This is a genomic window from Burkholderiales bacterium (assembly GCA_015075645.1).
In the GTDB taxonomy this organism is placed as follows: domain Bacteria; phylum Pseudomonadota; class Gammaproteobacteria; order Burkholderiales; family Casimicrobiaceae; genus VBCG01.
On the sequence record JABTUF010000004.1, the window covers coordinates 579612 to 600487 of the forward strand.

Here is a 20876-nt window from a genome sequence, read left to right on the forward strand (position 1 = left end):
CGTCATCGGCAAGGGGTCGTCACGCGCCTTCCGGAGCGATCAGCGCGACCGTCGGGAAGTAGTTGCGGTAGCGTCGCGCGTCGCGCGTGAGCAGGTTCCAGTCCTGGACTGCGGCGTGCGCGCCGATGAAGAAGTCGGGAAGCACGTTGGACTTGTTGCCGCCCTCGCGGCGGTACCTCAGGAACGCCCGGCCCGCGAGGAACAGCGCGGGGCGCGGCAGTTCGTGCACGGCCAGGCCCATCTCCTCGATGGCGGAATCCAGCGCCGGCACCGAATCGAATGCCAACGACAGTTCCGCGTAGATGACCGGATTGATGGCGAGGTCGTGCGCCTTCGACTGGGCGCGCAACTGGCGCAACGACCACTCGGCCCACGCCGGATCGTTCTCCAGCACGTCCAGCAGGACGTTGGTGTCGACGAGCACCATCGACGGGTCAGGGGCCGTGAATGAATCCGGCGGGGTCGCGAGGTTCCTTCACGGCCACTCAGTCCTCGCCGCGGAGCAGGGCCATCAGGTCGTCGGTGCGCCACTTCACCTGCGCCTTGCCGCGCGCCGCTTCGAAGCGATCACGCTTGACTCCGCCTGCGCCCCTCGCGCCTCGCCCGCCTGCCTTGCTGACCACGACCTGGCCTTCGCGATTGACGCCGAACTCCACGCCATCCCCGGGCGCGAGGCGCAGCGCGTCGCGCACCTTCTTCGGGATGGTGACCTGGCCCTTCACCGTCATCGTGGTCGCCACGGGCGGCTCCTGTGCAGGTAATACCTGATCGACGATTGTATTACATCCGCCCCGAAGCAGCGACCGGCGTGCGAAGGCGTTCCGGTTCGTGGTATGATCCGGGCTGCGGCATTCGTTCCAGTCCTCCTGCCGCAGTCGATTCCGACCTCCGCTTCATACCCCGCCTGGTCATGACTGGCCGCTCCGACGGAGCGACTGGCCTCGCATCGCTCGAAGGTTTCACCATGTCGTTTCAATCGCTCGGCCTGTCCGACGCGCTCGTGCGCGCCGTCGCCGAACAGGGCTACACCCGTCCCACCCCGATCCAGGCGCAAGCCATTCCCGCCGTCCTCACCGGCGGCGACCTCCTCGCCGGCGCGCAGACCGGCACCGGCAAGACGGCCGGCTTCGTGCTGCCGATGCTGCAGCGCCTGTCCGCCGCTCCGGCCGCGCGCGCGCCGTCGGGCGGCCGCGGAGCGCGCACGCCGGTACGCGCGCTCGTCGTCACGCCGACGCGCGAACTCGCCGCGCAGGTCGAGTCGTCGATCCGCGCCTACGGCAAGCACCTGCGCTTCCGCTCGATGACGCTGTTCGGCGGCGTCGGCTTCGGGCCGCAGGTCGAGCAACTGAAGCGCGGCGTCGACATCATCGTCGCCACGCCGGGCCGGCTCATCGACCACGCGGGCGAGCGCAACGTCGACCTGTCGACGGTCGAGATCCTCGTGCTCGACGAGGCGGACCGGATGCTCGACATGGGCTTCCTGCCGGACATCCGCCGCATCCTCGCGCTCCTCCCGGCGAAGCGGCAGAACCTGCTGTTCTCGGCGACCTTCCCCGACGAGATCCGCGCGCTGGCCGAGCGCCTGCTCGAACGTCCGCGCACGATCGAGGTCACGCCGCCCAACTCGACCGTCGACGCGATCCGGCAGAGGGTCCTCGCCGTCGGCCGCGACCGCAAGCGCGAACTGCTGTCGTGGATGATCGGACGCCACCGCTGGGAGCAGGTGCTCGTGTTCACGCGCACCAAGCACGGTGCCGACAAGCTCGCGCAGGCGCTCGAGCGCGACGGCATCCGAGCGCAGGCGATCCACGGCAACAAGAGCCAGGGCGCCCGCACCCGCGCGCTCGCCGGCTTCAAGGACGGCGAGGTGAACGTGCTGGTCGCGACCGACATCGCGGCGCGCGGCATCGACATCGCCGAGCTGCCGCGCGTGGTCAACTACGATCTCCCGAACGTGCCCGAGGACTACGTGCACCGGATCGGCCGCACCGGCCGCGCCGGCGCCGACGGCGAGGCGATCTCGCTCGTCTGCGTCGACGAGCACGATTTCCTTCGCGACATCGAGCGCCTGATCCGGCGCACGCTGCCGCGCGAAACGATCGAAGGCTTCGAGCCGGATCCGGCCGAGCGCGCGCAGCCGGTCTTCGCGAAGCAGCGCGGCCGCGGCCACGGTCACGGCGGGCACGCTCCGCACGCGCACGCACGCGAGAAGGCCGCTCCGCGCGGCCACGGCCGCCCGGCCGCTCACGGCAAGGCCGCAGGCCAGGTCGAGCGGCGCGCGCCTGCGCACGCGCAGGGGCAGCGGTCGTCCGGCGGCCCGGCAGGCGGACGCACGCACGGCGCGCCGCGCAGCGGAAACGCGCAGCGGCGTCGCGGCACCTCGCGCTGACGCGGAGCGCTATCGGTCGTCGCGCGTGAGCGCGACGATCGCCTCGCCGTAGCGCTCGAGCTTGGCGGCGCCGATGCCGTCGATCTGCGCGAGCGCGGCGATCGAGTCGGGCTGAGCGGCCGCGATCGCCGCGAGCGTGCGGTCGTGCAGGATCACGTACGCGGGCACGCCTTGCGCGCGCGCCTGTGAAAGGCGCCAGGCCTTGAGCGCGTCGAAGCGGTCGCGTGCGGGCCCCGCGAGCGCGGCGGCTTCTCCGCGGACCTTCGAGGGCTTCGGCGCGCGCCCGACCGCGCGGCGCATCGCCACCGTGGCCTCGCCGCGCAGCACGGCGCGGCTCGCTTCGGCGAGCTTGAGCGCGCCGTGCGCCTCGTGGTCGACACGCACGAGCCCCTGCGCGACCAGTTGGCGGAACACGCCGCGCCAGGCCTGCTCGTCGAGGTCGGCGCCGACGCCGAACACCGCGAGCCGGTCGTGGTCCCAGCGGGCGACCTTGTCGCCGCCCTTGCCGCGCAGCACGTCGATGACGTGCGCCGCGCCGAAGCGCTGCCCGGTCCGGTAGACCGCCGAGAGCGCCTTGCGCGCCGCATCGGTCGCGTCGAAGGTCTGCGGCGGCGCGAGGCAGTTGTCGCAGTTGCCGCAGGGCGCGCTCGCCTCGCCGAAGTAGTCGAGCAGCCGGACGCGCCGGCACCCCGCGGTCTCCGCCAGACCGAGCAACGCGTCGAGCTTCGCGCCCGACACGCGCTTGAACGCGTCGCTCGCGTCCGACTGCTCGATCAGGCGCCGCTGCTGCACGACGTCGGAGAGTCCGTACGCCATCCACGCGTCGGCGGGAAGGCCGTCGCGCCCGGCCCGTCCGGTCTCCTGGTAGTAGCCTTCGATGCTCTTCGGCAGGTCGAGGTGCGCGACGAAGCGCACGTCGGGCTTGTCGATGCCCATGCCGAAGGCGATGGTGGCGACGACCACGACGCCGTCCTCGCGCTGGAAGCGCATCTGGTTCGCGGCGCGGTCCGCGGCGTCCATCCCCGCGTGGTAGGGAATCGCGTCCACGCCCCTGCCCGCGAGCCACGCGGCCGTCTCGTCGACCGACTTGCGCGTGAGCCGGTAGACGATCCCCGCCTCGCCCGCGTGTTCCTCGCGAATGAAGGCGAGCAGCTGCTCGCGCGGCTCGGCCTTGTCGACGATCGTGTAGCGGAGGTTCGGCCGGTCGAAGCTCGACACGAAGGTGCGCGCGTCGTGCAGCGCGAGCCGCTCGACGATCTCGGTGCGCGTCAGCGGGTCGGCCGTGGCGGTGAGCGCGATGCGCGGCACGGCGGGCCAGCGCTCGTGCAGCACCGACAGCCCGAGGTACTCGGGTCGGAAATCGTGGCCCCACTGCGAGACGCAGTGCGCCTCGTCGATCGCGAACAGCGCGACGCGCGCGCGGCCGACGAGGTCGAGGCAGCCCGGCGTGAGCAGGCGCTCGGGCGCGACGTAGAGGAGGTCGAGCTCGCCGTGCTCGAACGCGCGCTCGGTCGCAGCGGCCGCGCGCGCATCGAGGGTCGAGTTGAGGAACGCCGCGCGCACGCCGAGCTGCGTGAGTGCGGCGACCTGGTCGGTCATCAGCGCGATGAGCGGCGAGACGACGAGCGCGCATCCGTCGCGCAGCAGCGCGGGCACCTGGTAGCACAGGCTCTTGCCGGCGCCGGTCGGCATCAGCACGAGCGCGTCGCCGCCCGAGGCGACGTGCTGCACGATCGCCTGCTGCGCGTCGCGGAACGCATCGTGGCCGAAGACCCGGCGCAGCGTGTCGCGGGCGCGCGATGCGAGGTCGACGGCGGAGCGGGGGTTCATCGGCGCGATTGTAGGCGTGAGCGCGGGCGCGGCCGCTCGCGCTATAGTGGACGACCCGACGACGGATGTTCACGGCGCGATGCTCTCCCACCACCTCGACCGCGACCGGGGCGTGCTGACGCTCGCGCCGTCGGGCTCGCTTCGCTCGGCCGACTTCGCGGCGGTGGCGGCGGAAGTGGATCCGTGGATCGCCGAGCACGGCGCGCTCGAGGGCGTGCTGATCCACGCGAGGGCGTTCCCCGGCTGGGAGAACTTCGCCGGATTCCTCGGGCACGTCGGGTTCGTGCGCGACCACGCCGCCAAGGTCCGTCGCCTCGCCTTCGCGTCCGACAGCCCGCTGCTCGCGTTCGCCCCGCAGGTCGCGCGCTTCTTCGTGCGGGCGGAGGTGCGCCATTTCGCCTGGGCCGAGTGCGACGCCGCGGCGGCGTGGCTCGCGGCCCCCTGACGCGGTGGCGGGCGGGAATGCGTCGGCCCGCGAGCGCGGGCTCGCGGCCTTCGGCGCGAAGCGCTTCGACGATGCGCTCGACGCTGCCCGCGAGTGGATCGCCGCGGCGCCCGACGCACCGGGCCCGCATCAGCTCGCCGGGCAGGCGCTCGCGCGGCTGGGGCGGCCAGCGGAGGCCGCGGCTGCGTTCGAGGCGGCGGAGGAGCGCGGCGGCGGTCCCGCGTGCGCGTTCAACGCCGGCAGCGCGTGGCAGGCGACCGGCGATCTCACGCGCGCACGCCACGCGCTGCACCGCGCGGCCGCCGCGCACGTCGAACTCGGCGCGAACGCGCTCGCGCTCGGCCGCGCACTGATCGACCTCGGCGAGCGTGGTCTCGCCGGACGCGTGCTCGCCGCGCTGGCCCGGCGCGACGCCACGGCGCATGCCGCGATGCAGTCGATCGTCCGGCTGGCCGCGGACGATCGCGGCGCCGCGGGCGGTGCGCCCGCGGTCGGACCTCCCGGCCCGATGGCTCCGCCGTCGTCATGGTCGTTCGTGGTGTGCAGCATCGACCGCGCGAAGTTCGAGGCGGTCAGCGCGACCTTCGCCATGCGTTTCGCGGGCGTGGCGCACGAGGTGATCCGGATTCCCGACGCCCGCTCGCTGTGCGAGGGCTACGCGCGCGGGCTCGCCCGCTCCGGCGGCGAGGCCGTCGTGTTCTGCCACGACGACATCGACCTGCTCGCGCCCGACGTCGCCACGCGGCTCGCCACGCATCTCACGCACCACGACATCGTCGGCGTCGCCGGGGCGACGCGGGTGACCGGCCCGGCGGTGTTCTGGGCCGGCCACCCGTGGCTCCACGGCTGGGTCAGCTACCGCGAGAGCGGGCGCGCCGGCTACGAGGTGACCGCGATGAGCCTCGCGCAGCCGCTCGTGGGGGACATCGCCGCGCTCGACGGCGTGTTCATCGCATGCCGGCGCGAGGCGGCGCTCGCGACCGGGTTCGACGCGGCGACCTTCGACGGTTTCCACTTCTACGATCTCGACTTCAGCTACCGCGCGCACCTCGCGGGGCGACGCCTCGCCGTCGCCTGCGACCTGGGCCTCGTGCACATGTCGAAGGGGTCGTTCGGCGCCGACTGGAGCCGCTACGCCGGGCGCTTCCGCGCGAAGTTCCCCGCGCTCGCGGCGCCGCAGGGCTCGCCGCACTTCTACGCCGCCCGCGTGCCGGGGCCCGCCGACGTGCTGGCGTTCCAGCGGCGGCTCGCCGAACTCGCCACCGCGTAGAATGCGATCGCCCCCGCCACGATCGCCCGACCGATGGATATCGCATTCGTCGTCGACCCGCTGCACGAACTCAAGGCCTACAAGGATTCGAGCGTCGCGATGATGCGCGCGCTCGCGCGCCGCGGGCACCGCGTCTTCGCCATGCTGCAGGGCGACCTCGCCTGGGCCGACGGCACGACGAGCGCGCTCGCGAGCGAACTCTCGGTCGGCGACGACGACCACGACTGGTACAGCGCGCTGCCGCCGTCGCGCCGCCGCCTCGCCGCGTTCGACGCGACGATCATGCGCAAGGACCCGCCGTTCGACATGGAGTACGTCTACTCGACCTACCTGCTCGAGCGGGCGGAGGGCGAGGGCGCGCGCGTCTACAACCGCCCGCGGTCGATCCGCGACCACAACGAGAAGTTCGCGATCGCGAAGTTCGGCCGCTTCGTCGCGCCGACGCTCGTCACGCGCGACGCCGCGCTCGTGCACGCGTTCATCGACGAGCACCGCGACACGGTCGTGAAGCCGCTCGACGGGATGGGCGGCACCTCGGTGTTCCGGGTGCGCGCCGACGACCCCAACCGCAACGTGATCGTCGAGACGGTCGGGCAGGAAGGCGCGCGCAGCGTCATGGCGCAGCGCTTCATCCCCGAGATCGCGGAAGGCGACAAGCGCATCCTCGTCATCGCCGGCGAGCCGGTGCCCTACGCCCTCGCGCGCATCCCGAAGGCAGGCGAGACGCGCGGCAATCTCGCGGCGGGCGGACGCGGCGTCGCGCGAGCGCTCACCGCGCGCGACCGCGAGATCGCCGAGGCGCTCGGGCCCGCGCTCTGGGCCGAGGGCCTCCTCGTCGTGGGGCTCGACGTGATCGGCGAACACCTGACCGAAGTCAACGTGACGAGCCCGACCTGCTTCGTCGAGATCGCGGCGCAGACCGGCTTCGACGTGGCGGGCATGTTCGCCGAGCGCCTCGAGCGCGCGGCGGGCGCGCGAACGTAGCGTCCGCGCTCCGCGCCGGCCCCGGACCGGGCGGACGCGGCTCGACTTCGCCGGCTCTGCTGCATCGCCGCATCCCGCGGGGTGGCCGGACGGTTGCTTCGCGGCCGAGACGTCGTGAATGGGGGCCGCGAGGCCGCGCTCGCCGCGGGGTTGCGCAGGACTTCGCCGGGTCGCGTGCTACCATCGGCCGACGCCGCCGTGCTCGTCAGGGAAGCGCGGCGCGACCGCATGATCGGCATCCTGATCGTCGCCCACGACTCGCTGCCCGACGCGCTCGCGCGCACCGTGGCGCACGTATTGGGCTCCCGTCCCCCGCAGTTCGAGACGTTGCCGGTCCGTCCCACCGACGACCCGCTCGACCTCTTGCCCGCCGCGCGCGCGCAGGTCGCGCGCCTCGACACCGGCGACGGGGTGCTCGTGTTCACCGATCTCTACGGCGCGTCGCCGTCGAATCTCGCGAAGAAGCTCGTGCAACCGGGCCGGGTCGAGGCGCTCGCCGGCGTCAACCTGCCGATGCTGGTGCGGGCGGTGACCTACCGGTCGAAGGGGCTGGAGACGATGGTCCGCAAGGCGGTCTCCGGCGGTTGCGAGGGTGTCGTGCACATCGTGGTCGATCCAACCCATGCCGCAACGCGAACTTGAGATCGTCAACAAGCTCGGCCTGCACGCGCGCGCCTCGGCGAAGCTGACGCAGCTCGCGTCGCGGTTCCAGAGCGAGGTGCACCTCGCGCGGAATGGCCGGCGCGTGAACGCGAAGAGCATCATGGGCGTGATGATGCTGGCCGCGGGCAAGGGCGCGAAGGTGACGCTCGAGACTTCCGGTCCGGACGAGGAGGAAGCGATGAAGGCGTTGTGCGCGCTCGTCGCCGACTGTTTCGGCGAAGGGCAGTGACGAGTGATCGCTCACGTCGCGCCGCACGGCCGGCCGCGTCGCCTTCGGGCGACAACGTATTTCGACCGGCCGGGGAACTGCGGGGCGCGATCGCGGATCAATAACAGAGATCCGGACGGGCGCCGTCCGGACCTTCCCGTCCCGTCCCGCCAGGAGGCCCCTCATGCAGATCCGCGAAATCCGCCTGCGCAACGTCAAGGGCCTGCACGCCCGCGTCGCGGCGCGCGTCGTCAAGGTCTCGAACCGCTTCAAGAGCCGCGCGATCCTCGTCGTCGGCGAGCGGCGCGCGAGCGCGCGCAGCATCATGGCCGTGCTGATGCTGGCCGCGGCGATGGGCGCGACCGTGCGCCTCGAGATCGAAGGTCCCGACGAGGTCCAGGCGGTCGAGGCGCTCGCCGCCGTGCTGGGCGCCCCCGGCGACCTGCGTTGAGCGCGAAACGGTCGGGGACCCCGGAGCGTCATCTCGCGCGCGCGGGACCCGGCGCGCGCAGGTGCTGAGCCGATGGTCAGCTTCGCGCTCCACGGCATCGGCGTCTCGCGCGGCATCGCGATCGGCCGCGCGCAGCTCGTCTCGCACGCGACCCTCGAGGTCGCCCACTACACGGTGCCCGCCGCGCGCGTCGACGAGGAGGTCGCGCGCCTCGCCTTCGCGATCGAGGAGGTCCAGAAGGAGCTGACCGCGCTGCACGGCACGATGACGAAGTCGGGCGAGGTGCCCGGCGAGTTCGGCGCGTTCCTCGACGTCCACTGGATGATCCTGAACGACCCGACGATCGCGGAGGCGCCGAAGCGGATCATCGCCGAGCAGCGCTGCAACGCCGAGTGGGCGCTGGCCCAGCAGATGAACGTGCTGGTCGAGCAGTTCGAGCAGATCGAGGATCCCTACCTGCGCGAACGCAAGGCCGACGTCGTGCAGGTGGTCGAGCGCGTGCTGAAGCGGCTGATGGGCAAGCCCGGCGTGCTGCCCAACGCGGTCGCGGAGGAGCGCACGATCCTCGTCGCGCACGACCTCTCGCCGGCCGACGTCATCGGGTTCAAGCAGCACCACTTCGCCGCGTTCCTGACCGACCTGGGCGGCGTGACCTCGCACACCGCGATCGTCGCGCGGAGCCTCGCGGTCCCCGCGGTCGTCGCCACGCACAACGCGCGGCAGATGATCCACGACGGCGAGTTGCTGATCGTGGACGGCACCCACCACGTCGTCATCGTCAATCCCGACCGCGCGGTGCTCGCCGAGTACCGGCTGAAACAGAGCGAACTCGACCTCGAGCGGCAGAAGCTCAGGCGCCTGCGCGGGAAGCCGGCGGAGACGCTCGACGGGCAGCGCGTCGAGCTCCACGCCAACATCGAACTGCCCGGCGACCTCGCGCAGGTCCTGGAGAGCGGCGCGTCGGGCGTCGGCCTCTTCCGCTCCGAGTTCCTCTACCTGAACCGCGTCGGTCTGCCGGGCGAGGACGAGCAGTTCGAGGCGTACCGCGCGGTCGCCGCGGGGCTCGCCGGCAAGACGGTCACGATCCGCACGTTCGATCTCGGCGCCGACAAGAGCAAGGAGGGACTGGGCGGCCTCTCGCGCGTGGCGCCCAATCCGGCGCTGGGCCTGCGCGCGGTGCGCTTCTGCCTCGCCGAGCCCAAGCTGTTCCTCACCCAGTTGCGGGCGATCCTGCGCGCGTCGCATTACGGCCGCGTGCGCATCCTGATCCCGATGCTCGCCTCGGTCGCGGAGATCGACGCGACGCTCGCGATGATCGAGCAGGCGAAGGAGAGCCTGCGCGAACGCGGCGAACCGTTCGACACGGAGGTGCCGGTCGGCGGGATGATCGAGATCCCCGCGGCGGTGCTCGCGATCGGGAGCTTCCTCGAGCGCCTCGATTTCCTGTCGATCGGCACCAACGACCTCATCCAGTACACGCTCGCGGTCGACCGGGCCGATGAGTCCGTGTCGCATCTCTACGATCAGCTCCATCCGGCGATCGTCCGGCTCCTCGCGCTCGCGATCGGCGACGCGGTCAAGGCCAAGGTGCCGATCGCGGTCTGCGGCGAGATGGCCGGCGACACGCTGATGACGCGACTTCTGCTGGGCCTCGGGTTGCGCGACTTCTCGATGCACCCGGCGCACGTCCCGGCGGTCAAGCAGCGCGTGCTCACCTCCGACGTCGGCGCGATCAAGCCGATCGTCGACCGGATGCGGCGCACCGACTCGCCGGCGAAGCTCGCCGCGCTGATGGACAAGCTGAACGCCTGAATCGCCCGCCCGACGGTTGCACGGCACGGCGATGACAATGGCATAATCCCGGCTCGCCCCGTCCGGGGCGCCTGGACGGAGGACGCCGGCATGGTGGCTTCACGCCTGCGGTGCGCGGTGGCGATGCTCGCGGTGGCGCTGTCCCTGGGGGCGGGGACGGCCGAGGCGCTCGCGCCCGGCGAGGCTGCGCCTTCGCTCGCGCTGCCCGACGCGCAGGGATCGACCGTCGCGCTCGACGCCCTGCGCGGCCGCGTCGTGGTCGTCGACTTCTGGGCGTCGTGGTGCGGCCCCTGCAGGCGCTCGTTCCCGTGGATGAGCGAGATGCAGCGCAAGTACGCCGACCAGGGACTGACCATCGTCGCGGTCAACGTCGACAAGCGCCGCGAGGACGCGGCGAAGTTCCTCGCGGTGACGCCGGGCGCGTTCACCATCGTCTACGATTCGACCGGCGCATCGCCCACGGCCTGGAACGTGAAGGGCATGCCGACCTCGTACCTCGTCGATCGCGGCGGCAGGATCGTCGCCGTCGACAGCGGTTTCCGCGAGGAGTCGAAGGACACGCTCGAAGCGCGCATCAAGGCGGCGCTCGCCGCGAAATGAACCGCGTCTCCGATCACGATTCCGAACCGAGCGCCCGGCAGGTTGCCGGCCTGCGCCGGCTGACCGCGGTGCTGCTGGTCGCGGCGGTCGGCCTCGGCGGTTGCGCGTGGGCGCCGCCCAAGCCCTGGGAGAAGGGCGAACTCGCGCGGCCGGCGATGCAGTTCGATCCGCCGGGCGAGCGCCTCGAGATGCGCAACCAGGAGCAGGTCTACAACAGCAAGGAAGCCGCGGGCGGCGGCTTCGGGGTCGGCGGGGGCGGCTGTGGCTGCAATTGACGCGGACGCCTCCGCGCAGGCGCGTCCCTCGCACCGCACGGAGCCGACGGAGCAGACGATCGCGGCGGAGGACCGACCCGCGCGCACGCATGCGCCTTCGACGCGCGCGTTGATGGCGGCGGCGCTCGCGCTTCCCGGGATCGCGCCAGGCGCGGCCGCGCAGTCGATGCCCGACGAGGGCACGTTCTCGATCCGTTACCTCGACTACCGCGACTGGCAGCCCGGCGCGGACCGGATGAAGGTGCAGAGTCCGTCGATGTTCCTGCAGAAGCCGTTCGCGGGGAGTTGGCTCTTCGAGGGCTCGCTCGTCTACGACGGCATGTCGGGCGCCTCGCCGCGCTACTTCAACACGCTTTCCGGCGCGTCGGGCGAAGGGGTGCGCGACTACCGCACCGCCGGCGACGCGCGGGTCACGAAGTACTTCGACCGCTACGCGATCGGCGTCGGCGGCGCGGTGTCCTCGGAACGCGACTTCCTGTCGCGCGCCGGCTCGCTCGACTTCCGCTGGTGGACCGAGGACCGCAACACCACGTTCGCGTTCGGCTTCGCCGGCACCGCGGACCGGATCAACTCGAACAACGGCGTCGCCGACAACGAGACGCGCTACACGATCGACTGGCTCATCGGCGTCACGCAGGCGGTCGACCCGAACGCGATCGTGCAGTCGAACCTGACGTACTCGCTCGGGCACGGCTACTACGACGACCCGTACAAGCTCCTCGACACGCGGCCCGACGAGCGGGACATCGTCGCGTGGCTCACGCGCTGGAACCAGGCGATCCCCTCCGCGGACGCGACCCTGCGGCTCGCGTTCCGGGTGCTGCACGACTCGTTCGGCTCCACGTCGTTCATGACCGAGGCGCAGTGGGTGCAAGCGCTGCCGCAGGGCTGGACCGTGCAGCCGGGATTGCGCTACTACACGCAGAGCGCGGCGGACTTCTACCGCGATCCGCCGTTCCCGACCGGCTACGTGCCCGGAGAGAACTACACGGCGGACACGCGCCTCGCCGCGTTCGGCGCGTTCACGACCTCGTTGCGGGTGGCGAAGAGCTTCGCCGACGGCTGGACCGCGGATCTTCGCGTCGACTTCTACCGGCAGAAGGCGAGCTGGAGATGGGGCGGCGGCGGCAGCCCGGACATCGACACCTTCTCGGCGCGCTGGATCCAGGCCGGCGTTTCGAAAGCCTTCTGACGCGCACGCCCGCAGTCGCGCGCGATGCCCGCGTGCGCGCCGCCGCGTCGGTTACTGCGGCGCGCAGAACACGACGCCCTCGCCCGCCCAGCCCTGCGCAGTCGTGAACTGCTGGTAGGTCGCGAGGCTCGTCGTGAAGCGGTGGTTGGGCGCGCCGGTCTGCCCGTTGTTGAACATCCGGTAGATCGGCACCGAGCCTCCCGGGCAGGCGCCGCCGGCAGCCGGCGGCAGGTAGTAGGCGATCTTCTCGTAGGTCCAGTCGCCGCCGTTCTCGGTGCGGATGCCTTCGCGCTCGACCGTGTCGGTCGTGTAGAAATGCGCGGCCTTCGATGCGAACTTCGTCGTGTAGAGGCGGAACACCGGCAGCGCGCCGCCGTTCGCCGCATCCCACACGTAGAACGCGTTGCCGGTGCGCTGCCATCCGGCGAACACGCCGGTGTCGAGCCCGGTCTGCTCGTCGGCCTGCGCGGTCAGGAAGTAGTGGCCGATGCCGGCGTGGAAGTACTCGATCGCCTGCACCTTGTCGGCCGGCGGACCGGCGTTGCCCGAGCCGGTGCCCGACAGGACGACGGTGTGCGGGCTGCCGGTGCCGGTGTCGGTGATGGTGAGCGTGCCGCTGCGCGCGCCCGCCGCTTGCGGGCGGAAGGCGACGGTCACGGTGCAACTCGCGCCGGGCGCGACGTTCCCGCAGGTGAATCCGGTGATCGGAAACTCCGCGGCCGGGTTGGTCGACAAACCGGTCACCGTCGTGCTGCCGCCGCCGACGTTGGAGAGCGTCAGCGCCGATCCGGCGGTCTGGACGCCGACCGTCGACGAGCCGAGGTGGAGCGCGGAAGGCATCGACAGGCTGCCCGCGGGCGGCGGACCGGCGGACTGCCCGGTGCCCGACATCGCGATCGTCTGCGGGCTGCCGAGTCCGTTGGACACGATCGTGATCGTGCCCGAGCGCGCTCCGGCGGCGAGCGGCGTGAATTGCACGCCGATCGAGCACGACGACAGCGGATTGACGTAGGCGCCGTTGGTGCAGGTGCTGCTGACGATCGAGAACTCGGCCGGATTGCTGTTGCCGACCGACGAGATCTGCACCGCCGCGTTGCCGGTCGACGTGACGTTCTTCGACACCACCGAACTGCCGACGCCGACCGGCACGGTCCCGAACGCGAAGGCCGAGGGCATCGAGAGCTGGCTCGTCACGCCGCCGGAGAACGTCGCGAGGTAGCTCGCGATCGTCATGAACGTGGCGTCGGTGATGATGTTCGCGTCGTACAGCGGACGAAGGTCGGCCGTCATGTCCGGCTTGGTGTCCATCGCCAGCTTGATGATGTTCCAGTCCTTGCCGCCCAGCACGCCGTTCTTGTTGTTGGCGGCCGGCCCGTGGCAGCCCGCGCAGTAGGTCGTGTAGAGCTGCTGCCCCGTCTGCGCGTGCGACGGCGATGCCGCGGAGAACGACGCTGCGGCGATGAGGACGGCAAGCGTGCGGATCGGAGTCATGTCGGCATCCGGTCGGACGGAGGGTGCGGAGCGGCGGCCGGCGTGCGCGAGATTGGCCTGACCAATTCCGCCACCAGTTTATTCCAATGTCATGGGGCGGCACAAGACAATGTCATGAAACGGCACGAGATGCCGACGAGCGGCCCGGACAGCACCCGATGGGGATCCGATGGCATCCAGACGTGTGCCGCCGACGCAGCGCACTATCTTGGTGCGCGGGTATCCAATCCGGCCCCGATTGGCTAGACTCGGGTCGAACGCGCCGATTTGATCCAGCTTGCGGGCGCACTACAAATCCGGCTAAAGCGGGTCGGCTCGACCGGGACCGACTTCGCGCCGGGGCGAACCGGGCGGCGAGTGCCCTCCGGAGCGGGCGAGGCGGAGCCGACAGCACACGATGGGCCGATTCAGCGACACGACGGGCGGGACCCAGGCTCGGGCCGGCGCCGGACATTCGATCGGCGTCGTGACGCCGCAGGTCGCGCGGTTCGACGCGCCGTTGAAACTCGCCTGCGGCAAGACGCTGCCGGCCTACGAACTCGCCTACGAGACCTACGGCGAACTCAATCCGCGCCGCAACAACGCGGTGCTCGTCTGCCACGCGCTGAACGCGTCGCACCACGTCGCCGGCATCGCGCCGGACGACCCCGACAACGTCGGCTGGTGGGACAACATGGTGGGGCCGGGCAAGCCGCTCGACACCAACCGCTTCTTCGTCGTCGGCGTCAACAACCTCGGCAGTTGCTTCGGGTCGACCGGACCGACGACGATCCACCCGCACACCGGCAAGCCGTGGGGCGCCGACTTCCCGCTCGTCACGGTCGAGGACTGGGTGGATTCGCAGGCGCGCCTCGCCGACCATCTGGGCATCGAGGACTGGGCCGCCGTGATGGGCGGGAGCCTCGGCGGCATGCAGGCGCTGTGCTGGGCGATACGCTACCCGTCGCGCATCCGCAACGCGCTGGTGATCGCCGCCGCGCCGAACCTCTCGGCCGAGAACATCGCGTTCAACGAGGTCGCGCGGCAGGCGATCCTCACCGATCCGGACTTCCACGACGGGCATTTCGCCGCCGCCGGCGCGCTGCCGCGCCGCGGATTGCGCGTGGCCCGGATGATCGGCCACATCACCTACCTGTCCGACGCGCAGATGGAGGTCCGCTTCGGGCGCAAGCTCCGCGAGGGCCTGCACTACTCGTTCGCGCCCGAGTTCCAGATCGAGAGCTACCTCCGCCACCAGGGCGAGAAGTTCGCCGACTACTTCGACGCGAACACCTACCTGCGCATCACCAAGGCGCTCGACTACTTCGACCCGGCGCTCGCCACCGGCGGCGACCTCGTGCGCGCGCTCGCGAGCGCCGCGTGCCGCTTCCTCGTCGTGTCGTTCACGACCGACTGGCGCTTCCCGTCCTCGCGCTCGCGCGAGATCGTCGAAGCGCTCGTCGCCAACCGGCACGACGTCACCTACGCCGACATCGCGGCGCCGCACGGGCACGACGCGTTCCTGCTCGAGAACCCGCAGTACCACGCGGTCGTGCGCGCGTACTTCGAGCGCGTCGCGCACGACTTCAAGGACTACTCGACGTTCCGGCTCGGCAAGGCGTTCTCGCAGGCGGTCGAGCAGCGCACGAAGGTCGCGCAGCGGTCCGACTACGCGGCGATCGCGGGCTGGATCGCCGAGGGCGCGAACGTGCTCGACCTGGGCTGCGGCGACGGCGAACTGCTCGCGTTCCTCGCGCGCGAGCGGAACGCGCGCGGCTACGGCGTCGAGATCGGCGAGGCGGGCGTGCGCGCGTCGATCGCGGCCGGCGTCAACGTGATCCAGCGCGATCTCGAGAGCGGACTCAAGGGATTCGCCGACAACGCGTTCGACTGCGTCGTGCTGTCGCAGACGCTGCAGGCGATGCACCACATCGAGCCGATCATCGCCGAGATGCTGCGCGTCGGGCGCGAGGCGATCGTCTCGTTCCCGAACTTCGGCCACTGGCGCCACCGCTTGCAGATCCTCGCCGGGCGGATGCCGGTCTCCGAGAACCTGCCCTACCAGTGGTACGACACGCCGAACGTCCACCTGTGCACGGTGGCCGACTTCGACGCGTTCCTCGCCGCGCGCGGCCTGCAGGTGCTCGACCGGGCGGTGCTCGCGGGCGGACGCGAGGTGAACGCGCTCGCGAACCTGCGCGGTGAACTCGCGATCTACCGCTTCCGCCGGCCCGGCGCCTCGCGGCGGGGCGCGGCGTGAGCCGGGAGCGCGACGCGCGGAGGCGCGGTGCCGCCTGACGCCGGACGCGAATCGATCCTGAAGAGCCGGCTCTTCTGGGTCGGCATCCTGTACTTCTCCGAGGGTTTCCCGCTCGGGGTCTTCTACGAGATCCTGCCGGTCTGGTTCCGCCAGCGCGGCGTCGACCTCGCCACGATCGGCGCGCTGTCGCTCCTCGGGCTCTCGTGGACGCTCAAGTTCCTCTGGGCGCCCGCGATCGACTACTGGAGGCACCACCGGCGCTGGATGGCCGTGGCCGACGCCGGCATGGGTCTCGTGATGATCGCCTTCGCGCTGCACGCGGGCTTCGGGCCGGCGGTGTGGGTCGCGATCGCGCTCTTCACGATGCTCTCGGCGACCAACGACATCGCGATCGACGGCTACACGATCGAGTTCCTGTCGAGGGACGAACTCGGGCTCGCGAACGGCGTGCGGATCGGCCTCTACCGCGTCGGCATGCTGACTTCGGGCGTGATCCTGATGGCCTCCGACGCGCTCGGCTGGGACGGCGCGTTCGCCTGCGCGGCGGTGGTCTTCTTCGGGCTCGCCGTCGTGAGCCTCTGCGCGCCGCCCGAGCGGCAGCGCGTCGTGCCGCGCGCCGAGATCGGCCGCGAACTCGCCGCGCTCGCGCGCTCGCCGTTCGCGCTCGCGGCGGTCGCGGGACTCGCGCTCGGCGTCGTGTGGCTCGCGAACAACGCGGCGAAGTGGTCGTCGCGCGTGCCCGGCTTCTGGATGTGGGCGGTCGGCGGCGCGGCGGTGCTCGCGGTGCTCTCCGCGCTCGCGGGGCGCGCGCGTCGGGCCCCCCGCGTGGCCGAGGTCGCGGCCTCGCCCGAGGCGACGGACCCGGAAGGCGCTCCGGCCGGATCCGATGCGCTCTCGGGCGGCGTGCTCTTCGGTGCGCTCCTCGATCTGCTGCGCCGGCCGGGCATCGTGCCGGTGCTCGTCTTCATCCTGATCTTCAAGCTGCCCGACGCGGCGATGGGCTTCATGGTGAAGCCGTTCTGGGTCGACGCCGGGTTCTCCGCCGCGCAGATCGGACTCGTGTCGGTCAACATCGGTCTCGCCCTCTCGATCGCGGGCGGCGTCGCCGGCGGCTGGATCACCGACCGGATCGGCATCCTGCACGCGCTGTGGATCCTCGGTCTCGTGCAGGCGGCGTCGAATCTCGGCTACTGGATCGCCGCGACGATCCTGCCGATCCCGCCCGCGGGCCCGGTGCCGTTCGAGCACCAGGCCGTGCTGTACGCGGCCTCGGCCCTCGAATCGTTCACCGGGGGCCTCGGCACCGCGGCCTTCCTCGCGTTCCTGATGGCGATCGTGCGGAAGGATCGCGCCGCGACCGAGTACGCGCTGCTCTCGTCGGTGTTCGCGCTCTCGCGCTCGCTCGCCGGCGCGGCCGGGGGGGTCGGCGCGAAGGCCCTGGGCTACGCCGACTGGTTCCTGCTGACCTTCTTCTTCGTGTTCCCGGCGCTGTTGCTGCTGCCGTGGGTGAAGCGCATGCTCGAACGCGAGGCGGAGCGCACGTGAACCCCGACAAGTTCAGCTTCATCGCCCACCGCGACCACGACTACTGCAATCCGCTGGCCGCGGCGAAGATCGAGCGCATCCTCGACCTGATGCCGCTCGCCGAGGGCGCGACACGCTGGGCTTCGGCGTCTACCTTTTCTGGCGTCCGTAGCGGCGCGCCCCGGGGGCGGAGCCGAAACCATGGGCGGCGTGACCCGATGGCGCGGCTCCCGCCCCGCGACGTCGCGGCTACATCCTGCGGACGAGCCGCACGAGCGCGAGCAGGATGATCGCGCCGGCGGCCGCGATGACGATCTGGCCGACGAGCCCGCCGGCCGTCACGCCCATCAGGCGGAACAGGAACCCGCCGACGAGCGCGCCGATCACGCCGACCACGAGGTTGCCCCAGAGGCCCAGGCCGCGGCCCTTCATCACGACGCCGGCGATCCAGCCCGCGGCGATGCCGACGACGACGAACCAGACGAATTCCATTGCGCTCCTCCGTTGGGGCCGATGTTGTTCGGGGTCGGTGTCATCCGGGGTCCGCGCCGCCGTGGCCGGCGGGTTCGCCGGACATTGCGGCGCCGACCCCGAGGGACGCGATACTACGGCGCCGATCCCGAAACGTCGATCCGGTCGAGCGCCTCGGCGAGGTCGAGCCAGAGGGCCTCGCGGCGGGCGAGTTCCCAGGTGATCTCGCCCGAGCGTTCGATCGCGGGCTTCAGCCGTTCCTTCGCGTCGTCGCGGTAGGCCTCCGGCGTCGCGAGCCAGGCATCGAGGTCCGCCTTCTCCGCTTCGAGCGCGCGCATCTCGTCCTCGAGCTTCGCCTGCTTCGCGACGAGCGGCTTGCGCGCGTCGGAGCGCTGCTGGCGCGCCTCGGCCTGCGCGCGCTTCTCCGCCTTGCGGTCGGGGGCGGCGCCGCTGCCCGAGGGCGCCGCGGCGGCGGCCTCGCGGCGGCGGCGGGAGAGCACCCAGTCGCGGTAGTCGTCGAGGTCGCCGTCGAACGGCGCGACGCGGCCCGCGTCGACGAGGAGCAGCGTGTCGGTCGTCGCCGCGAGCAGGTGGCGGTCGTGCGCCACCACGACGAGCGCGCCGTCGTAGGCCTGCAACGCCTCGGCGAGCGCCTCGCGCATCTCGATGTCGAGGTGGTTGGTCGGCTCGTCGAGGATCAGGAGTTCCGGCCGCTGCCGCACGATCAGCGCGAGCACGAGCCGCGCCTTCTCGCCGCCGGAGAAGCGCGCGATCGGCGCCTCCGCCATGTCGCCGCGGAAATCGAAGCCGCCGAGGAAGTTCCGCAGGTCCTGGTCGCGCGCCGACGGGTCGATGCGCTGCAGGTGCAGCATCGGCGACGCGGCGGGATCGAGTTGCTCCACCTGGTGCTGCGCGAAGTAGCCGATCGCGAGATTCTGCGCGACGTGGCGTTCGCCCGCGGCGAGCGGCAGCGTTCCGGCGAGCGCCTTCGCGAGCGTCGACTTGCCGGCGCCGTTGGGCCCGAGCAGCCCGATGCGGTCGCCGGCGAGCACCGACAGTTCGAGCGCCTCGAACACCGGCGGCGCGTCTCCGTAAGCGAGCGTCGCCTCGCCCAGCCGCACCAGCGTCCGCGCGTGCGTTCCGGAGGGCGCGAACGCGAACTCGAACGGACTGTCGACGTGCGCGGGCGCGATGCGCTCCATCTTCTCCAACGTCTTCAGGCGGCTCTGCGCCTGCTTCGCCTTGGTCGCCTTCGCACGGAAGCGGTCGACGAACGACTGCAGGTGCGCGATCTGGCGCTGCTGCCGCGCGTACGCCGACTGCTGCAGAGCGAGCTGCGCGGCGCGCTCGCGCTCGAACGCCGAGTAGTTGCCCGCGTAGTGCACGAGCTTGCGACCGGTGAGGTGCACGATCGACTGCGCGACCGCGTCGAGGAAGTCGCGGTCGTGCGTGACGATGACGAGCGTGCCGGGGTAGCGCTTCAGCCAGTCCTCGAGCCACAGCACCGCGTCGAGGTCGAGGTGGTTGGTCGGCTCGTCGAGGAGCAGGAGGTCGGAGCGCGCGGCGAGCGCCTGCGCGAGGTTGAGCCGCATCCGCCAGCCGCCGGAGAAGCGCGCGACCGGGTCGCCGTGGCGCGCGTCGTCCACCCCGAGCCCGGCGAGCAGTTCCGCCGCGCGTGCACGTGCGGCGTAGCCGCCGATCGCCTCGTAGTGCTGGTGCAGCTCGGCGAGGAGGTGACCGTCGGCGGCGTGCCCGCGCTCCTCGCGCGCGATCGCCGCCTCGAGTTCGCGCAGCCTCGCGTCGCCGTCGAGCACGAAGTCGATCGCGGCGCGGTCGATCGCCGGGGTCTCCTGCGCGACGTGCGCGATCGTCCAGCGCTGCGGCAGGTCGACGCTGCCGGCTTCGGGCGCGAGTTCGCCGCGCAGGAGCGCGAACAGGCTCGACTTGCCGCTGCCGTTCGGCCCGACGACGCCGACGCGGTGGCCGGCGTGCACCGTCAGCGACGCGCCCTCGATGAGGCGCAGCGCCCCGCGGGCGAGCGTGACGTCGACGAGGCGGATCACGGCGCCCTGCGGGCTGCCCGATGCCCTGCGTCGAACGCATGACGTCCAACGTCCAACCCGCGGCGTCCGACGTCGAACGCCGAACGTCCAACGTCGAACCCGGCGTCACCGCAGTTCATGGTCGTAGTCGATGACGAGCGGGGCGTGGTCCGAGAACCGCCGGTTCACGTAGATCGACGCCGCGCGCGCGCGCTGCGCGATGCCCGGCGTGGCGATCTGGTAGTCGATGCGCCAGCCGACGTTGTTCTCCCACGCGCGGCCGCGGTTCGACCACCAGGTGTAGCGCCGCGGCCGCGGATCGACCTGGCGGAACACGTCGACGAACCCCAGGTCGTCGAACACGCGCGAGAGCCACGCCCGCTCCTCGGGCAGGAAGCCCGAGTTCTTCTGGTTCGAGCGCCAGTTCTCGAGGTCGATCGGCTGGTGCGCGATGTTCCAGTCGCCGCACAGGATGATCTCGCGGCCCGAACGGCGGAGCGAGGCGAGATGGGGCAGGAACGCGTCGAGGAAGCGGAACTTCGAGGCCTGGCGGTGCGGTCCGCTCGATCCGGACGGCAGGTACAGCGAGACCACCGTCAGGCCCTCGAAACGGGCTTCGAGGTAGCGGCCCTCGTCGTCGAACTCCTGCATGCCGAAGCCGGCGCTCGGGCGGTGCGGCGCCTTCGTGTAGACCGCGACGCCGGCGTAGCCCTTCCTGCGCGCCGGCAGGAACGTCGCGTGGCTCCTGCGCGGGGTCCGCAGCGCGGGCGGCACGTCGCCGGCCAGGCACTTGATCTCCTGCACGCACACGACGTCCCAGGGTTCCGCGCGGGCGAGCCAGCGCGAGAAGCCCTTGCGCTCCGCGGAGCGCAGGCCGTTGACGTTGAGCGTGACGATGCGCACGGGGCGGCGGGGCGGACCGGAGGCGCGCGAGTGTACACGACGCGATCCTCGCGCCCGCGCGGCTTATACTTCGCGCGATTGCATCGG

Annotated in this window: 19 protein-coding genes and 1 pseudogene; 13 read left to right on the plus strand and 7 right to left on the minus strand. The window is 71.7% G+C overall.

The annotated features are described in order from the left end of the window. Positions 1 to 19: 19 nt before the first annotated feature. On the minus strand, positions 20 to 427 hold the full coding sequence (locus tag HS109_12860; protein ID MBE7523261.1) for a type II toxin-antitoxin system VapC family toxin: 408 nt from the start codon (positions 425 to 427) through the stop codon (positions 20 to 22). A 58-nt stretch (positions 428 to 485) separates the two neighbouring features. Beyond that, complete coding sequence (locus HS109_12865; GenBank protein ID MBE7523262.1) at positions 486 to 740, minus strand: type II toxin-antitoxin system PrlF family antitoxin; 255 nt, start codon at positions 738 to 740, stop codon at positions 486 to 488. 224 nt (positions 741 to 964) lie between these two features. Between HS109_12865 and HS109_12870 the strand changes: the two genes are divergently transcribed. Continuing rightward, entirely contained in the window at positions 965 to 2389 is a 1425-nt protein-coding gene (locus tag HS109_12870) for a DEAD/DEAH box helicase (GenBank protein ID MBE7523263.1), read from the plus strand. A 9-nt stretch (positions 2390 to 2398) separates the two neighbouring features. On the opposite strand, the gene recQ is transcribed toward HS109_12870, so the two are convergent. Continuing rightward, on the minus strand, positions 2399 to 4219 hold the full coding sequence (gene recQ / locus HS109_12875) for a DNA helicase RecQ (GenBank protein ID MBE7523264.1): 1821 nt from the start codon (positions 4217 to 4219) through the stop codon (positions 2399 to 2401). A gap of 79 nt (positions 4220 to 4298) precedes the next feature. Between recQ and HS109_12880 the strand changes: the two genes are divergently transcribed. From HS109_12880 to HS109_12925, 10 genes are all read left to right on the plus strand, one after another. Then, a complete protein-coding gene (locus tag HS109_12880; protein ID MBE7523265.1) occupies positions 4299 to 4664 on the plus strand; it encodes an STAS/SEC14 domain-containing protein in 366 nt (121 codons plus the stop codon). A 4-nt stretch (positions 4665 to 4668) separates the two neighbouring features. Next, positions 4669 to 5934: a hypothetical protein gene (locus HS109_12885; GenBank protein ID MBE7523266.1), complete on the plus strand. Its 1266-nt coding sequence runs from the start codon at positions 4669 to 4671 to the stop codon at positions 5932 to 5934. Positions 5935 to 5955: 21 nt separating this feature from the next. Then, on the plus strand, positions 5956 to 6918 hold the full coding sequence (gshB, locus tag HS109_12890) for a glutathione synthase (GenBank protein MBE7523267.1): 963 nt from the start codon (positions 5956 to 5958) through the stop codon (positions 6916 to 6918). Positions 6919 to 7146: 228 nt separating this feature from the next. Continuing rightward, entirely contained in the window at positions 7147 to 7560 is a 414-nt protein-coding gene (locus HS109_12895; protein MBE7523268.1) for a PTS fructose transporter subunit IIA, read from the plus strand. After that, positions 7541 to 7810 (plus strand): HPr family phosphocarrier protein, encoded by a 270-nt coding sequence (locus tag HS109_12900; GenBank protein ID MBE7523269.1) that lies wholly within the window; start codon positions 7541 to 7543, stop codon positions 7808 to 7810. Before HS109_12895 ends, HS109_12900 begins: the two co-directional genes overlap by 20 nt. Positions 7811 to 7973: 163 nt before the next feature. Next, the gene (locus tag HS109_12905; GenBank protein ID MBE7523270.1) at positions 7974 to 8240 is read left to right on the plus strand and encodes an HPr family phosphocarrier protein; all 267 of its coding nucleotides are present in this window, start codon (positions 7974 to 7976) and stop codon (positions 8238 to 8240) included. A 72-nt stretch (positions 8241 to 8312) separates the two neighbouring features. Continuing rightward, positions 8313 to 10052: a phosphoenolpyruvate--protein phosphotransferase gene (ptsP, locus tag HS109_12910; GenBank protein ID MBE7523271.1), complete on the plus strand. Its 1740-nt coding sequence runs from the start codon at positions 8313 to 8315 to the stop codon at positions 10050 to 10052. Between the two features lie 123 nt (positions 10053 to 10175). Then, positions 10176 to 10652, plus strand: a complete 477-nt coding sequence (locus HS109_12915; protein ID MBE7523272.1) for a TlpA family protein disulfide reductase — start codon at positions 10176 to 10178, stop codon at positions 10650 to 10652. After that, positions 10649 to 10927, plus strand: a complete 279-nt coding sequence (locus HS109_12920; GenBank protein MBE7523273.1) for a DUF4266 domain-containing protein — start codon at positions 10649 to 10651, stop codon at positions 10925 to 10927. The genes HS109_12915 and HS109_12920 overlap by 4 nt, the downstream gene beginning before the upstream one ends. A gap of 112 nt (positions 10928 to 11039) precedes the next feature. Continuing rightward, complete coding sequence (locus HS109_12925) at positions 11040 to 12119, plus strand: DUF3570 domain-containing protein (GenBank protein ID MBE7523274.1); 1080 nt, start codon at positions 11040 to 11042, stop codon at positions 12117 to 12119. 51 nt (positions 12120 to 12170) lie between these two features. Here HS109_12925 and HS109_12930 read toward each other — a convergent pair whose 3' ends face one another. Then, complete coding sequence (locus HS109_12930; GenBank protein ID MBE7523275.1) at positions 12171 to 13610, minus strand: choice-of-anchor D domain-containing protein; 1440 nt, start codon at positions 13608 to 13610, stop codon at positions 12171 to 12173. A gap of 397 nt (positions 13611 to 14007) precedes the next feature. Here HS109_12930 and HS109_12935 point away from each other — a divergent pair. Beyond that, positions 14008 to 15174 (plus strand): annotated as a pseudogene (locus tag HS109_12935) (homoserine O-acetyltransferase). 702 nt (positions 15175 to 15876) lie between these two features. Next, a complete protein-coding gene (locus HS109_12940) occupies positions 15877 to 17394 on the plus strand; it encodes an MFS transporter (GenBank protein ID MBE7523276.1) in 1518 nt (505 codons plus the stop codon). A 228-nt stretch (positions 17395 to 17622) separates the two neighbouring features. Here the strand turns inward: HS109_12940 and HS109_12945 are convergent, their stop codons facing one another. The 3 genes from HS109_12945 to xth form a co-directional block, all read right to left on the minus strand. Next, positions 17623 to 17865 (minus strand): GlsB/YeaQ/YmgE family stress response membrane protein, encoded by a 243-nt coding sequence (locus tag HS109_12945; GenBank protein ID MBE7523277.1) that lies wholly within the window; start codon positions 17863 to 17865, stop codon positions 17623 to 17625. 113 nt (positions 17866 to 17978) lie between these two features. Further along, a complete protein-coding gene (locus HS109_12950) occupies positions 17979 to 19907 on the minus strand; it encodes an ATP-binding cassette domain-containing protein (GenBank protein ID MBE7523278.1) in 1929 nt (642 codons plus the stop codon). Positions 19908 to 20012: 105 nt separating this feature from the next. Beyond that, positions 20013 to 20789, minus strand: a complete 777-nt coding sequence (gene xth, locus HS109_12955) for an exodeoxyribonuclease III (GenBank protein ID MBE7523279.1) — start codon at positions 20787 to 20789, stop codon at positions 20013 to 20015. Between the last annotated feature and the right edge of the window lie 87 nt (positions 20790 to 20876).